Source organism: Ereboglobus luteus (assembly GCF_003096195.1).
GTDB lineage: Bacteria > Verrucomicrobiota > Verrucomicrobiia > Opitutales > Opitutaceae > Ereboglobus > Ereboglobus luteus.
Window position 1 is genome coordinate 1685123 of the sequence record NZ_CP023004.1, and the last position, 14473, is coordinate 1699595.

Sequence of the window (14473 nt, forward strand, 5' to 3'; positions counted from 1 at the left end):
TTACGGGCGAGCAGGGAATTTATTAATTGGGTGATTATCAGGAGGCCGCTGCTCCATTAAAATGCTCGCGCCCCCATGAAAAGCTTACTTAGTTAAACGTTTTTTTTGCCATGGCTCGCTCTCAGTGGGGTTCACGTTTCGGGTTTATTCTGGCGGCCGCGGGTTCGGCTGTCGGGCTTGGCGCGGTGTGGAAGTTTCCCTACGTCACGGCCACGAATGGCGGCGGTGTTTTTCTGTTCATTTACCTGGCGATCAGCCTGACGCTCGGGCTTGTGCTCATGGTCACGGAATGGGCGCTCGGGCGCGCCGCGCAATCCGGGCCGGTCGGTGTGTTCAAGCGCGCAACAAAAAACGGCGCCAGCCCCGCGTGGGCGCTCATCGGTTACGGCACCATACTCACCTGCTTTTTAATTCTCTCGTTTTACTGCGTCGTGGGAGGATGGACGGTCGCCTACTTCCTGAAGTCGCTCGGCGCCGGCGGGCCGTTGCTCACCCCGGACGCGGAGGTGCTCAAGGCGCAATTCGACGCGTTTGTGGGCAATCCCCTGTGGTCGTCGCTTTCCTTCGTGACGTTCGCGGCGCTCACCACGTGGATCGTGGTTGGCGGCGTGAGCAAGGGCATCGAAACGCTTTCGAAATACCTGATGCCCGTGCTGTTTTTGCTGATGCTCGTGCTTATCGTGCGCGGGCTCACATTGCCCGGAGCGACCGACGGCCTGCTGTATTATTTGCGCCCGGATCTTTCGAAAATCACCGGCAAGATGCTGGTCGACGCGATGGGGCTCTCGCTTTTTTCGCTTTCGCTGGGCATGGGCATCATGGTGACCTACGGCTCCTACATCACCAGCGAAACCAAACTCGTGCGCTCGTCGCTGTGGGTGATTTTTCTGGCGGTGACGACGTGTTTTCTCGCGGGGCTGATGGTGCTGCCGCCCGTGTTCGCGTTTGGTTTCAGTCCGACGACGGGGCCGGGCCTGACGATGGTCACGATGCCCGCGGTGTTCGCGCACCTGCCGGCGGGCAGCATGTTCGCGATGGCATTTTTCTTTCTGCTTCTCGTGGCGGCGCTCACGTCGTCGGTGTCGATTTTGGAGGTGATCGTGAGTTTTCTGATCGACGAATTCGGCTGGTCGCGCAGCAAGTCCGCGTGGCTCACGGTGGCGGCGTTTTGCGTGACGGGCCTGGGCGCCTGCCTGTCGCAGGACGGCGGCTGGCTGGGCGGTGCCACCGTGTTTGGAAAAAATCTTTTCAACCTCTATGATTACACGACCTCGAACCTTCTCATGCCGCTTGGCGAGCTGGCGCTGGCAATTTTTGCCGGCTGGGTTGCCTGGCCCCTGATCGAAACGCAGGTGGGCGCGAGCGACTCGCGCTCGGTGTTGATGCGCGCGATGAGAGTCTTTTTGCGCTTCGTCCTGCCCGTGCTGATCGTGATCGTGATGATCAGCGGATTATAGGCCGCGATTCCGCATCCGCGCTTTACTGGCTTGCCTAGGGGCGCCCGGACAGCGTTTTTTCTTGAGGCACACTTTTACTATTCATGTCCGATTCGCTCATACCACGTTTGAAACAGATCATCATCACAACGCTCAATCTCGAGGGAATGACTCCCGAGGAGATTGACGAGAACGCGCCGCTCATCGGCTCCGGGCTGGCGCTCGACTCGATCGACGCGCTCGAGCTCGTTGTGAAACTCGAAAAGGAATTCGGCATCAAAATCTCCAGCAGCGAGGAATCGCGCGCCGCCCTTGCGAGCATCACGAGCCTTGCCGAGTTCATTCGCAATCGCGCCGACCCCTCCAAGCTCTCCGCCTGACCGCCCGCTTCTTTTCCCCGAATTGCAATCCGTGCCGCACACCTCCCTGGAAACAGCCGCGCCCGCCGTCCGCTTGGCGGCCTGCGAATGCCTCACGCCCTTCGGCGGCACAAACGAGACCCTCGCCGCGTTGCTTCGCGGTGAAAGCGCCTTGCGCGCGACGCACGTCCTCGGCGCTGATGGCGGCGATCTCGTGCCACTGGCCTTGCTGCCGGACCGCGCGCTCAACGAGGAATCGCCGCCCGCGTGGCTTGCGCGGTTGCGCCAGTTTCTCGCGCCCGTGACCGGCCCGATGTGGGGCACCGCGCGCCGCCCCGTCATCGTCACGAGCAGCAACTTTGGCGTCGGCAGTCTCTACGCGTATCATCACGCGCAAACCGCGGCCGATGCGAACCACGCGCCTTACGGCCCCATCCACAAATCCGTCGCCAGTCTTCGCGATGCCTGCGAGTGGGGGCCGAACATCACTATTTTTTCTCACGCCTGCGTCTCCGCGCACCTCGGCCTTGTGCACGCCGCGCGGCTGCTTGCGCTCGGCGGTGGCGATGCCAATGACAGCGGCGCCGGGCGCGCCCCTGTCGACGAGGTGCTCGTCGTTTCCTACGATTTTCTCAGTCCGTTTGTCGCGGGCGGGTTTCATTCGTTGAAAATTCTCAACACCGAATTTCCCGCGCCCTACATGGATCGCGCCACCGGCTCGATCGGGCTTGGTGACGGCGCGGGTTTTGCCGTGCTCGCGCGCGATCGCGGCGCGCACCGGATTGCCGCGCAAAGCCTGCACAACGAAATGCATCACTTCACCGCGAACCGGCCCGACGGCGCGGGTTTCGCCTCCGTGTTCGCGCCCATTGCAAAGGCCGCCGCCGGAATGCGTGTGTGGATAAAGGGTCACGGCACCGGCACGCTCGAGGCGGGTCGCCTCGAATCAAGCGCCGTCGCCGCCGCGTTTCCCGGCGCGCCGCTCGTCAGTTGGAAGGGCGCGCTCGGCCACACGCTCGGAAGCTGCGGTCTCGTCGAGCTCGCCATCGCCGCCGCGTCCATGCGCAATCCCGCCAGTGACGGGCAACCGTTGCGCGCGCCCGGCACCGTCGGCACCAGCGCCCCCGTCTTCACATCACAAGTCGCCACATCGCCTTTCGACACGGCCGCGTTCGACGGAGTCGTCTGCGCCAGCAACGCATTCGGCGGCGCCCACGCCGCGTTGCTTTTGTTGAAAGACGGAAAATAGAATGCAGAATACAGGAGTCAGGAGTCAGAATGCCGGAAAATCAGAAACTTAAACTTTTCAACTTAAACTCATTTCACCGACGCGCCTCTGTTCGAATTCCGTTTTTTCACCATTCACCATTCTTCATCTCCTGACACCTGTATTCTGACTCCTGACTCCTTTCTCTCCTCCATGCTCGAACGCCACATCATCACACTTCGCACCGACGACGCCGGTCATGAGGACGCCGCCGCCACACGCGAGCGCCTCAAGGCCGGATTCCCGCCGGGCGCCGTCCGGCGCATGACGCAACTCGGCATGTTGATGAGCACCATCCTCAACGACCTCGCGCCCGCGCCCGACGACGCCATCGTCTACGCCAGCCAGTATGCCGAGGGCCGCACGCTCGAAACCTACCTGGAAAGTTTTCCCACGGCCAGCCCCACCGGATTCCAGACATCGATTCATCCCGGTGCCGTGCAGCAGGGCATGATTCGCCGCGCGCAACCCGCCGGTGATTTTTTTCCTATGGCCGGCCGCGATTATCTTGTCGGCCAATCCTTGCTCACCGCGTTGCTCGCGCCCGCCGCCCGCGTCGTTCTGTGCGGAGGCGAGGAGCGCGGCACCTGGCTTGCCACCATTGACGGCGCGAGCGAACGCGCCTTTGCCTACGGAATGATACTCGCGCAACCCGCCGCGGACGGCGACGCGCGGCCGCTTGGCCGCATCGCCCTCGAGCCGGGCGACGAGGCTGTTTCGCCATTGCTCTCCGGCGCGTGGTTCGACCTGTTGCACGCGCGCAAAAATTTCTCCGGCGTGCTCTCGCCCGGCTGGCGCGCCACGATTGAGTGGCAATAATCGCCGCGGAAAACAAATCCGCGCATCGCCTGGTCGCATCGATGTCAACGCCCTCCGCCACACGCCGTCGCAATCCCGGCCCCAGTTGGGGTTACGGTTTTTTGCGCGCGGTTGATTTTCTTCTGCCCGAATTTGTTTACAAGCCCATCCGCGGCATCGGCACGCTCATCGCGATGGCGTTCATGCCCGCGCAACGCCGCCACTCGCGCGAATACCTCGCGCTCGCGCTCAACCGCCGCCCGACGACGCGCGATGTGTTCCGCCATTTTTTCGCCTTCGAGGAATCGCTCATGACCAAGCTGCGCGTCCTCAACGGGCGTCCGCACAAAACCGTTTATGCGCCCGGCGCGGATGACGCGCGGCAGTGGATGGAAAACGGCGGCCCCGCATTTCTCGGCACTTTTCATGTGGGGGATTCCGACCTTCAGGGTTTCCTTATCGGCGACGAACTCCACGCGCGCGTTCACAACAAAGTCCACATCGTGCGCGAACGCGTCGGCAATTCGCACGACACCGAAAAGCTCGCCGAAAAATTCGGCGGACGCATCGAGTTTATCTGGGTCAACGACCCGCGGGAAATGATCTACGCGATGAAGGACGCCGCGCTCACCGACAACGCCATCGCGCTCCAATGCGACCGCTGCGAGCACAGCGCGCGCACCGCCGAGTTCGATTTTCTCGGCGTCAGGCGCCGCTTCCCGATCACGATTTACATCCTCGCGGCGATTTTTAAACGCCCCGTCATCCTCACCTTCGGCGTCCCTCAAACACCCGGCCTCGCCGTCCTGCATTCCCCGCCGCGCTTCGACCCCATCCCCGGGGAACCGCGCTCCGCCACACTCGCCCGCGGCCAGAAACATTTTCAGGATTTTCTCCATCACCTCGAAAAAATTCTGCGCGAAAAACCGTATGTCTGGTTTAATTTCCTTCCGTGGAATTCGAAACCCTCCGAGTGAATGGCGGGTCGCGATAAACACTGGAAAAGAGGACTGCGTAAATAAACAACACGGCCGCCTTGTTGTGTTTTCCTCGTGTGTGTTTTGCGCGGGTGCCGCCCCGGGTTGCGCGCTGATTTCAGGTTGTGTTCATTTATAATATCGGCCGTGATTTGCGTGTCATGAATATACGCACAATTGCAGTTGCCCTTGCCCTGATTCTGCTAAGCGGTGCCATTCACGCCGCGTCCCCCGTCGTTGTCACGCACGAGAAGGATATTGTTTACGCGCGCAAGTTCGGCCTCGCGCTCACGATCGACGTCATGCAACCGGCCAAGCCAAACGGCCGCGGCGTTCTCGCGCTGATTAGCGGCGGCTGGAAGTCGTCCAACGCCCCGGTGAATCCCGCGAACTACGCCGAGTTTCTCGACCATGGTTACACGGTGTTCGCCGTGCGCCATGGCTCGCAGCCCAAGTTTGTCATTTCCGAGATCGCGCAGGATATTCACCGCGCCGTGCGATTTGTTCGGCATAACGCGGCGCGCTGGAACGTGCGCCCGGACCGGTTGGGAATCACCGGCGGTAGCGCGGGCGGGCACCTTTCGCTCACCATCGGCACGAAGGGCGGCCCCGGCGATCCCAATGCCAAGGATCCCGTGGATCGCGAGTCCAGCGCCGTGCAGGCCGTGGCGTGTTTTTATCCGCCGACCGATTTTCTCAATTACGGGAAGGAGGGTTTCGACGGCGCGGGCACGGGAACCCTTAAAAACTACATGAAGGCGTTCGGCCAGAAAGCGGAGACGCCCGAGGGCCGCCAGGAGCTGGGCCGCGAACTCTCGCCGATTTATTACATAACCGAAAAAATGCCGCCGACCTTTATCGTGCATGGCGACGCCGACAAACTCGTCCCCTTGCAGCAATCCGAAATCTTTATACAACGCGCCGCCAAGCTCGGCGCGGTAGTCCGGCTCCACATAAAACCCGGGGCGGCCCATGGCTGGAAAAACAAGGGACCCGAGCGCGCCCTGATGGCCGACTGGTTCGACAAGCACCTGGCCGATTGATTTTTTCGCGTGTTTGCGCGGGCCGAATTTCAATCCCGCGGATTGTCGCGGATTACGAAGGCAAGCAAACAACCCGGGGCGCATTTACCCCGGGTTGTTTGGCATCGCGCGCGCTGGCCGGGTGCTTGTTTTTCCGATCTCTCCCCGGTTGTTCAAAACGCCGTTTCGCCCCGGACATTGGATATTGAGATTTTTTGGGGATTTGGGATTTTGAAATTTGAATTTTCCCGCGCCCCGGCTTTCGCCGCTGGTGCGACCCGCCAATGATCCGCACGCTCAAACATATCTACTACGCCGTCGCCTACTATATTTCGTGGGGGCTTTTCATGGGCGTGGGTTTTTTGATCAGCGTGCTCAGCCTGCCGTTTTATCCGTGGCGCAAGCGCGAGGGGCTTCACAAAAAAATGCGCGCCGTCCAGCGCGCGCTGTTTCGCGTCTGGATTCGCTGGTTCCGTGCGAGCGGCGTGGTGCGCATAACGTGGAAAAACTTCGACGAACCGCTCGCCCCGGGCACGGTTTACATTTCCACGCATCCGTGCCTCATCGACGCGCCGCTCCTGCTCGGCCGCCTGCCCGACACGATTTGCGTCGTCAAACCCGCCATCATGAGCAATCCCGCGCTGGGCGCGGCCGCGATTGTCGCGGGCTACGTGACCGGCTCCAACGATGTGGACATGGTGCGCGCCGTTGCTGAAAAAGTTCAGGCCGGCGCGTCGCTGCTCATCTTCCCCGAGGGCACGCGCACCGAGCCCGGCACGACGCTCAATCCTTTTAAGCCCGGCTTCGCGCTCATCGCCAATCGCGCCGCCGCGCCGGTGCGGCTCATCATCGTGCGGGCGTCGGCCGGCTTCGTCACGCGCGGACGCCCCTGGTGGAAGATTCCCGACGTGCTGCCGGCGACAATGGAGCTCTCGCTCGACCGCGAGTGGCCGCACGATCCGCAAAAATCCGCCGCCGCGCTCTCCGCGGAAATCGAGTCTTACGTCCGGGGGAAAATATCCGAATGAACGCGCCCGTTTCAAAGACACACCTCGTGCTCATCCCGAGCTACAACACCGGCGCCCGGCTCCTGCTCGAAACCGTGGGCAATGTGCTCGCGCATTGGGCGCCCGTGTGGGTTGTCATCGACGGCAGCACCGACGGCAGCGGCGAGGCGCTGCAAATTTTCGCCGCCTCGCAGCCCGGCCTCCGCGTCATCGTGCGCGATAAAAATTCCGGCAAGGGCGCGAGCGTTCTTCACGCCGCGCGGCTCGCGCTTGCGGAAGGTTTTACGCACGCGCTTGTGATGGACGCCGACGGACAGCATCCCGTCGGGCGCATCCGCGATTTCATGGCGGTGTCGCAGGCCGAGCCCGCCGCGCTCGTGCTCGGCAAACCCGTCTTCGGTCCCGAGGCGCCGCTCGTCCGGCTCAAGGGCCGCAAGCTCAGCATCGGCCTTGTGCATTTCGAGTGCCTCGGCGACGGTATCGACGATCCGCTTTTCGGCTTCCGCGTGTATCCGCTCGCGCCGCTCGTTGACGTGATGCGGCGCACGTGGTTTGCGCGGCGCTATGATTTCGACCCCGAGCTCGCCGTGCGCCTTTTCTGGGCCGGCGTCCCCGCGATCAACCTCCCCGCCGCGTGCAAATATCTCTCGCGCACCGAGGGCGGCATTTCCCATTTTCACTACCTGCGCGACAACCTCCGCATGATCTGGCTGCACACGCGCCTCATCACCGCGCTCCTCCTCCACAAATGGCCCGCCGCCCGCCGCGCCCAAAAAAAACGCAAACAACAATCTTCCGCATGAAATCCAATCCGCGCATCGCCGCGCTTCTCCTCCTTTCACTCTTCACCCTTCACCCTTCACTCTTCCTCTCCGCCGCCCCGCCGGCGGAGAGGGGCTCCGTTATCGAACGCGGTTCCAGCGCCGACGAGTGGCAATGGCTTTTTTCCGCGCTTGCCGCAAAGGGCGCGACTTTCTCGACCTTCACCGAAAACCGCTACTTCACCGCGCGCAAGGAGCCGATCACCTTGCAAGGCGAAATGCGCCTCGCGCCCGAGTGCGGCCTCAGCCTCCGTTACACCGCGCCCGGGGAAACGCTCACCATCATCGACTCGGAGGGCCTGCTGCTTCGCGACGCGAAGGGTCGCACTCGCCAGATCAAGGCCGGCACGCGCGACGCCGGACTCGTCACCGCGCTCCTGCCCGTCATGCGTTTCGACAGCGAGCAACTCTTCAAGCAGTTCACCGTTTACGCCGCGCGCGACGGCGGCGACTGGCGCTTCGACTTTGTTCCGCTCAATGAAAAACTCGCCTCGGCGCTCGGCGCAATCGTCGTCACCGGCGCCGGCGCCGAGATAAAAAAAATCGCCTTCAACACCTCGCCCAAACTTCGCGTCGAAGTGCTCGTCGGCGAAAGCAAAACGGGCGTCGTGTTCACCGCCGACGAACTGAAAAGCTATTTCCGCGCCGATAAATGAGCCTTTTGCGCAAAACGCCCGCCCGCCTCCTTTTGATCGCCGGCCTGCTCGCCGGCGCCGCGTGGCTTGCGTCGCTCGACTTCGGCAAAAAATTCACCTCGGACATTCTGGAACTCATTCCGCCCACCGAGCGCTCGCCCGAGCTCGCAGTGGTCCGTTCCCTCGCCAACGAAAAGCAAGCCCGAGTCGCGCTCTTTGCGTTGAACGCTCCCGGAAGCGATGACGACACGCGCGAACGCGCGGCCCGCGCTTTCACCGCCGCGCTTCTCGCGAGCGACGCGTTTGCCGAGGCCGAAATCCTCTCCGACAGCATTTCGCGCAACGACCTCGCCAAACAAATTTTCAACCAGCGCCTCGATCTCCTGCTTCCCGGTTGGCTCGCGAAAAACGAAATTGCATTCCTGGGAGCGCGGGCGTCCCGCCCGCAGGACAACCCTTCAAACGGCGGGCGGGACGCCCGCGCTCCCGGGGACAACGCCTTCGCCGAGTGGCTCGCCGAAAAAACCGCCGCCGACCTCGAACACTTCATGGCCAGGCCCGAGGCGCTCGCCTTTGCCGAGCTCATTCCCGCCGACCCGCTCCTCCTTCTCCCCGAACTCGTCGAAAAAGTCCAGGCGCTCGACACCTCCTCCGACGCGCCCGTCGACACCGCGCTCATCTGGACGCTCACCCGCGAAAACCCGCTCCACGACGCCGGGCAAAAACCCGTGTTCGATGCCGTTGATGCCGCGCGCGCCGCCGCGCAAACTGTCGCGTCCGGCACCGAGATACGCTGGGCGGCGATCAGCCGCTTCGCCGCCGAGAGCAAACGCAGCATCATGCAAGAGCTGTTTGTCGGCACGCCGCTCACCCTGTTTGTCGTCCTCGGCATCGCGGTGCTTTGCCTGCCGCGCATTCTCGGCGCGCTCAATCTCGCGCCGGTTGTTTTCGGCGCGCTGCTCGGCGCGTGCATCGCGGTCACGCTGTGTTTCGAGCATGTGCATTTCCTTGTCTTTGTGCTCGGGCTGATGCTCGCGGGCGTCTCGATCGACTACGGATTTTATCTTTACCTGCAGCCGCAAAAAAATCCCGGCGAACCCTACGCCGCAAAAGTTCGCCGCCTGATGAAGCCGCTTCTCGGCAGCGCGCTGACAACCGTGCTCGGATTTTCGCTGCTCCTCTTTTCCGACCTCGCGCTCATCCGGCAGCTCGGCGTGTTTGTGAGCGCGGGGCTGCTCTGCGCGCTCGTCACCGCCGTGCTCTGGTTCGCGCAAATTAAAAATCCCAACATGCAAGCGCGCGCGTTTGCTAGCGCGCAACTCGAGCACTCCCCGCGCGCGCGCCGCGCCGCCATCGCGCTGCTTTGCGCCGGCGCGCTCGTGGCGTTGCTCGGCCCGTGGCGCTTGCACTGGCACGACAGCACGCAGGATCTCCAGCCGCGCCTGCCGCAGCTCGCCGGCGAGGCCATTGATGTCCGCCAGCTTTTCGGAGACTCGGCGGCGCGCACCGTTTATCTCACGCGCGGCGAAACCATCGCCGACGCGCGCGCCTCGCTCGAAAAATTCACCGCGTGGCACGGCGCGCAGTTTCCCGACGCCGCCACGGCCTCGCTCGGCTACGCGCTTCCGCTTCGCGCCGATTATGACGCGCTGCCGGCGCGCATCGAAACGCTGCGCGGGTTTCCCGACGCGCTGCGCGACGCGCTCGGGCGGCACGGTTTTGACGCGGCGGAGTTCGCGCCGTTTTTTGCGGCGTGGGAAAAATTCTCGTCGTTTGAACGCGAGGGCGCGCGCAAGGCGCGCCCCTACGACGACGTTGTCGCCAATCTCTCCTCGTCGCTTCACGGACAAACCGCGCTCCTCATGGCCGACACGCCCGGCGCGAGTTTTTTGCTCACCGTCGCCGACCATCCCGCGCCCGCCGATGATCCTCCCGCCGAGCTCGCCACCACGAGCCTCAACCAGCTCGAGTCGCTCAACAAACTCTTCGCGCGCTACCGGCTTTCCGCGCTTCGCCTCAGCATCATAGGCCTCGTGCTCGTCGGCCTGAGCATGTGGGCGATTTACGGTGTGAAGCGCGGTTCGCTCATTTTCACCACGCCGGTTTTCTCGTGCCTGTTCACCTTCGGCGTGCTCGGGCTGTGCGGCGTGACACTCAATCTTTTTCACCTGCTGGGCGCGTTTCTCGGCGTCTGCCTCAGCCACAACTACGCCATTTTCACCGCCGAAAACGACGCGCGCAAGGAACGCCCGCCACCCTCGATCCGCCTCTCCGCGTTCAGCACCGCGGCCTCGTTCGGCGTGCTCGCGTGCAGCGGCATCCCCGTCGTGTCCGCGCTCGGCGTCACCGTCGCGCTCATCGTGCTTTCCGCGCTCGCCATCGTGGAGTTGAAGCGCGTCGCAAAATTCCAAAAACCACACCAAACGTAATCGATTCCATGGAAACAAACCGTCCGCAGGGCGCCGCGCAGCCGCGCGTGTTGCTCGTCAACCTCAACACTTATGACCAGCCGTATCCCGTTTATCCGCTCGGGCTCGCCTACATCGACGGCGCGCTGCGCAAGGCGGGCTACGAGACGCGCCTCTGGGATTCGCGCACCAGCGGCGAGCCGGTCGAGCAATGCGCCGCGAAGATGAAACCCGACTATGTCGCGCTTTCGCTCCGCAACATCGACAACGCGCAGAGCCACAACCCGCTTTCCTTTGTCCGCAACCTCTCCGATTGCTGCTCCGTGTTGCGCAAGGTCACCACCGCGCCGCTCATCGTCGGAGGCAGTGCATTTTCGCTCTTTCCGACCGAGCTACTCGAGCTTACCGGCGCCGATTACGGTGTGCGCGGCGAGGGCGAGGCGCCGCTTGTGGAACTCCTTTCCGCGCTTCGCGACGGGCGCGCGCCCTCCGAAATTCCCGGTGTCGCGTGGAACGAATCCCCTCACGATTCCCGCTGCAACGAGTGCGCCGCCATGCAGGCCGGTTTCACCGCCGAGCCCGCGCACGATCCCGACATCATCAACGCCTATGTTTCCACCGGCTCGATCATCGGGCTGCAGACGCAACGCGGTTGTCCGCTCAAATGCTGCTACTGCGCGTATCCGCACATCGAGGGCCGCCGCAGCCGCTTCCGCACCGGCGCGCAAGTGGTCGAGGAAATGGCCCGCCTGCGCGCGCTTGGCGTGCGTTACACATTCATCGTCGATTCCGTTTTCAACACCAGCGAGAAACACATTGTCGATGTGTGCGAAGCCATGATCGCCGCCAAGCTCGACATGGAATGGGAATGTTTCCTGAGCCCGCGCGGGCTCACCCGCGAACACTTGGAGCTCATGAAACGCGCCGGCTTGAAGGACGTCGAGTTTGGCTCGGACAGCTTCAGCGACCCCGTGCTCGCCGCCTATGGAAAATCGTTCACCTTCGACGATATCAAGCGGGTCAGTGACGACGCGCAGGCCCTCGACATCAACTACAGCCATTATCTGATTTTCGGGGGACCCGGGGAAACTCCCGAGACAATCGAGGAAACTCTTGCCCGCGCCGAAAAAATGCCGCGCGCGTTCTTCTTCGCCACGCTTGGCATGCGCATTTATCCCGGCACGCGCCTTTGGGAAAAACACGGTCCGCCCGCCACGGGTGAAACACGCGAGGCCTTCCTCGCCACGCCGCGCTTCCACATCGAGCCGCCGCTCACCGTGCAGGGCATGTATGCGCGCCTGCGCGCCTTTCGCGAAACCGCGCCCAACTGGGTCGTGGGCGACCCGCCGCCGGCATTCGTTGCGACGATGAAAAAGCTTCGCGACCGAGGCCTCAGCGGCCCGCTCTGGGAATACATCGAATTGCTCCAGCGCTACCAGGCACACGAGACACAAGGGTGACGTGGCGTTTGGCAGGGTTTGCCCTGCCTTAAAATGCGACAGGGCAAATCAAGCCCGCGCTAACTTTCCACGCGCACTTCCCTGATGATTGCATGCTCGGCGCCGTTGGTGGCGGCGATGTCGATGCGCACGGCTTTTGCATTCACCGAATCGAAGGTGTGGACGCGGAGGGCTTGGTAATTGTTGGTCACCTCGGCGAGCGGGCGTTCGGAGCCGTCGGGCAGGATCGCGGTGATCGTGTAGTCGCGAACCAGTTCCGGTTGCACGCCCACGACCATGGTCTTGATCACGGATTGCTGGCCGGTTTGCGTGAGGCGTCTTTTGCCGCCGTCGAAGGCGAGGCGCACTTGGGAGATTCGCACCGGCGCGTTCCATTCCAGCTTGAGCCAGGGTTTGGCGGCGGCGGTTGCGAGCCAGCGGTTGCGGTTTGTTTTCGGGCCGTCGAGCAGGATTCCCGAGATCGCGTTTTCGGGTTTCGACTCGAGCGCCGATTCCGAGGCGGTGACTTTCGCCTTCGGCGCGAGGTCGCGGGAATCCTCGTTTTTGATGTCGAGAATGGTTTGGTTGTCGCGCAGGAGTTCCTGCTGAAGGCGCTTCAGCATGGTTTTGTCGGCGCGCAGTCGGGCGGGCGAAATGTCCGCGTCGAGGCACATCGCCGCGGCTGTGCCCACGGCCTGGCCGATGGCGGCGCAGGTGGACATGACGCGCGTGGACGTGAAGGCCACGTGCGACGCGCTGATGTTGCGGCCCGCCATCATGAGGTTCGTAATTTTTTTCGAATAGAGGCAGCCGAAGGGAATGTTGTAGTAGGGTTGCTTGCCGTGGATTTGGCGGCAGCCGCGGCGGTCCGACGCCCAGAAACCCTCGGCGGGATGGTCGTCCATGGGCCAGCCGCCGACGGCGATGGCGTCGTCGAATTGTTTCCAGCCGCCCTCAATGTCGAGCTGCGTTATCACATGATCGCCGACGAGACGGTAGGTGTCGCGGCGGCCGGGAACCATGCCGATGGTTTCGAGCACGCGGTTTGCGGCGTTGGGGAACTTGCCGCTGTTTTTCACGTAATCCCAAATGCCCATCACGATCGAGAGGAGTTCGAAGCGCAGTTGCTCGTTGTCGCGGATGGCGTCGTAAACGCCGCCGAGTTCAATCCACCAATAACCATATTCGAGGCTCTTGTCGGAGATGCGGCGGAGCTTGAGGTGCTCGGCGGTGATTTTTTTCGCCCATGTCGGCGGCTGGAACGGCATGGGTTTGTCGTATTCGCGCGACGTGATCATGAGCGTGGAGCCCTGGCGCGTGCCCTCGGGTCGTAGCCCGAGAGTGATTCGCCAAATGTCTCCTTGGTTTCGCGGCCCGAGAACACCGGCGCGCCGGCTTCCCGTCCGAGCCGGCAGTCGCCCGTGGCATCGACAAACAGCGCGGCCTCAATCCGGCACGCGTTGAGCGTGGTGTCGCTGCGCGTCCAGGCATGGGTGATTTTCTTGCCCTTCGTTTCCACGCGATAAACCGATGTGTCGAGCAGCAACTGGATGTTCGTTTCCGATACGACTTTGTCGTAGAGTATGAAGTCCCATATTTCCCACGAGAGGCCGGGATTTTTGCAGGCGTTTTCGAGTTTGAGTTCCTCGATGATGCCGCCCTCGCGCCAGCCGGTTTTGCGCGGATCGACGCCGAGCGGGTGCATTTTAATTTCGGAGGAACTGTTGCCGCCGAGTCGCGAACGGTCCTGCACGAGAATCACTTTTTTGCCGCGCCGCGCCGCGGCCAGCGCGGTTGCGATTCCGGAGAGTCCGCCGCCGGCGACAAGCACGTCGCACTTGAGCTCGAGCTGACGCATCAACGGCTCGCCCGCGAGCGCCTTGTAGGATGCATGGGTGCTGCCCTTGACGAGCGGCGGGAGCTTCGAGCTTTTGCCGCCGGACGCTGGCGTTGGCGCGGGCGCGCCGCCGCTTGCAGATGCCGCCGCGAGGGTTGCGGCGCAGAGTGTTTGCGGCGCGGTCACGACAATTGAGCAACCGAGCATCGAAACTGCCGATTGGGTTAAGAATTTTCTTCTGCTGATTTCGTTGGGTTTCATTGAGGGGAAAGGGTTTTGGTCCAAGGCAAAAATGTTTGGGGTGGGAATCGAGCGCGGCAAACAATTACTGCGAAACAGGTGGAAAAACAAAGGCGCGGGGAAAGCCGTGCCTTCCCCGCGCCTTTGCGCATTTCGAGGCAGGGCGAACCGTCCCGGTGAGACGGGAATGTTGCGGCTCACCGGGACGGTTCGCCCTGCCAAAATAT

13 protein-coding genes are annotated in these 14473 nt (G+C 62.7%); 11 read left to right on the top strand and 2 right to left on the bottom strand.

From position 1 onward, the window contains the following. Positions 1 to 110: 110 nt before the first annotated feature. From CKA38_RS06270 to CKA38_RS06325, 11 genes are all read left to right on the top strand, one after another. Complete coding sequence (locus CKA38_RS06270; protein ID WP_108824722.1) at positions 111 to 1457, top strand: sodium-dependent transporter; 1347 nt, start codon at positions 111 to 113, stop codon at positions 1455 to 1457. An 83-nt stretch (positions 1458 to 1540) separates the two neighbouring features. Beyond that, positions 1541 to 1816: a phosphopantetheine-binding protein gene (locus CKA38_RS06275; RefSeq protein WP_108824723.1), complete on the top strand. Its 276-nt coding sequence runs from the start codon at positions 1541 to 1543 to the stop codon at positions 1814 to 1816. Between the two features lie 31 nt (positions 1817 to 1847). Next, positions 1848 to 3044: a beta-ketoacyl-[acyl-carrier-protein] synthase family protein gene (locus tag CKA38_RS06280; protein ID WP_152032704.1), complete on the top strand. Its 1197-nt coding sequence runs from the start codon at positions 1848 to 1850 to the stop codon at positions 3042 to 3044. A gap of 171 nt (positions 3045 to 3215) precedes the next feature. Continuing rightward, positions 3216 to 3881: a hypothetical protein gene (locus tag CKA38_RS06285; RefSeq protein ID WP_108824725.1), complete on the top strand. Its 666-nt coding sequence runs from the start codon at positions 3216 to 3218 to the stop codon at positions 3879 to 3881. Between the two features lie 41 nt (positions 3882 to 3922). Continuing rightward, complete coding sequence (locus tag CKA38_RS06290; RefSeq protein ID WP_152032705.1) at positions 3923 to 4837, top strand: hypothetical protein; 915 nt, start codon at positions 3923 to 3925, stop codon at positions 4835 to 4837. A gap of 161 nt (positions 4838 to 4998) precedes the next feature. After that, complete coding sequence (locus CKA38_RS06295) at positions 4999 to 5880, top strand: alpha/beta hydrolase (protein WP_108826449.1); 882 nt, start codon at positions 4999 to 5001, stop codon at positions 5878 to 5880. A 263-nt stretch (positions 5881 to 6143) separates the two neighbouring features. Beyond that, positions 6144 to 6887, top strand: a complete 744-nt coding sequence (locus CKA38_RS06305) for a lysophospholipid acyltransferase family protein (RefSeq protein WP_108824728.1) — start codon at positions 6144 to 6146, stop codon at positions 6885 to 6887. After that, complete coding sequence (locus CKA38_RS06310) at positions 6884 to 7669, top strand: glycosyltransferase family 2 protein (RefSeq protein ID WP_108824729.1); 786 nt, start codon at positions 6884 to 6886, stop codon at positions 7667 to 7669. The genes CKA38_RS06305 and CKA38_RS06310 overlap by 4 nt, the downstream gene beginning before the upstream one ends. Beyond that, positions 7666 to 8343: a LolA-related protein gene (locus CKA38_RS06315; protein WP_108824730.1), complete on the top strand. Its 678-nt coding sequence runs from the start codon at positions 7666 to 7668 to the stop codon at positions 8341 to 8343. Before CKA38_RS06310 ends, CKA38_RS06315 begins: the two co-directional genes overlap by 4 nt. After that, positions 8340 to 10751, top strand: coding sequence for an MMPL family transporter (locus CKA38_RS06320; protein WP_108824731.1), 2412 nt, complete (start codon positions 8340 to 8342; stop codon positions 10749 to 10751). The genes CKA38_RS06315 and CKA38_RS06320 overlap by 4 nt, the downstream gene beginning before the upstream one ends. Positions 10752 to 10759: 8 nt before the next feature. Next, positions 10760 to 12190, top strand: a complete 1431-nt coding sequence (locus CKA38_RS06325; protein ID WP_108824732.1) for a lipid biosynthesis B12-binding/radical SAM protein — start codon at positions 10760 to 10762, stop codon at positions 12188 to 12190. 59 nt (positions 12191 to 12249) lie between these two features. Here CKA38_RS06325 and CKA38_RS06330 read toward each other — a convergent pair whose 3' ends face one another. Continuing rightward, the gene (locus tag CKA38_RS06330) at positions 12250 to 13467 is read right to left on the bottom strand and encodes an FAD-dependent oxidoreductase (protein WP_108824733.1); all 1218 of its coding nucleotides are present in this window, start codon (positions 13465 to 13467) and stop codon (positions 12250 to 12252) included. Then, complete coding sequence (locus tag CKA38_RS16650; protein WP_152032706.1) at positions 13464 to 14267, bottom strand: FAD-dependent oxidoreductase; 804 nt, start codon at positions 14265 to 14267, stop codon at positions 13464 to 13466. The genes CKA38_RS06330 and CKA38_RS16650 overlap by 4 nt, the downstream gene beginning before the upstream one ends. Positions 14268 to 14473 lie beyond the last annotated feature (206 nt).

What these genes read in the sequence shown, in the direction of transcription:
- CKA38_RS06285 (WP_108824725.1), top strand. Translation starts at nt 3,216, where the DNA reads ATGCTCGAACGCCACATCATCACACTTCGCACCGACGACGCCGGTCAT.
- CKA38_RS06275 (WP_108824723.1), top strand. Translation starts at nt 1,541, where the DNA reads ATGTCCGATTCGCTCATACCACGTTTGAAACAGATCATCATCACAACG.
- CKA38_RS06320 (WP_108824731.1), top strand. Translation starts at nt 8,340, where the DNA reads ATGAGCCTTTTGCGCAAAACGCCCGCCCGCCTCCTTTTGATCGCCGGC.
- CKA38_RS06325 (WP_108824732.1), top strand. Translation starts at nt 10,760, where the DNA reads ATGGAAACAAACCGTCCGCAGGGCGCCGCGCAGCCGCGCGTGTTGCTC.
- CKA38_RS06290 (WP_152032705.1), top strand. Translation starts at nt 3,923, where the DNA reads ATGTCAACGCCCTCCGCCACACGCCGTCGCAATCCCGGCCCCAGTTGG.
- CKA38_RS06295 (WP_108826449.1), top strand. Translation starts at nt 4,999, where the DNA reads ATGAATATACGCACAATTGCAGTTGCCCTTGCCCTGATTCTGCTAAGC.
- CKA38_RS06270 (WP_108824722.1), top strand. Translation starts at nt 111, where the DNA reads ATGGCTCGCTCTCAGTGGGGTTCACGTTTCGGGTTTATTCTGGCGGCC.
- CKA38_RS06305 (WP_108824728.1), top strand. Translation starts at nt 6,144, where the DNA reads ATGATCCGCACGCTCAAACATATCTACTACGCCGTCGCCTACTATATT.
- CKA38_RS06330 (WP_108824733.1), bottom strand. Translation starts at nt 13,467, where the DNA reads ATGATCACGTCGCGCGAATACGACAAACCCATGCCGTTCCAGCCGCCG.
- CKA38_RS06315 (WP_108824730.1), top strand. Translation starts at nt 7,666, where the DNA reads ATGAAATCCAATCCGCGCATCGCCGCGCTTCTCCTCCTTTCACTCTTC.
- CKA38_RS16650 (WP_152032706.1), bottom strand. Translation starts at nt 14,267, where the DNA reads ATGAAACCCAACGAAATCAGCAGAAGAAAATTCTTAACCCAATCGGCA.
- CKA38_RS06310 (WP_108824729.1), top strand. Translation starts at nt 6,884, where the DNA reads ATGAACGCGCCCGTTTCAAAGACACACCTCGTGCTCATCCCGAGCTAC.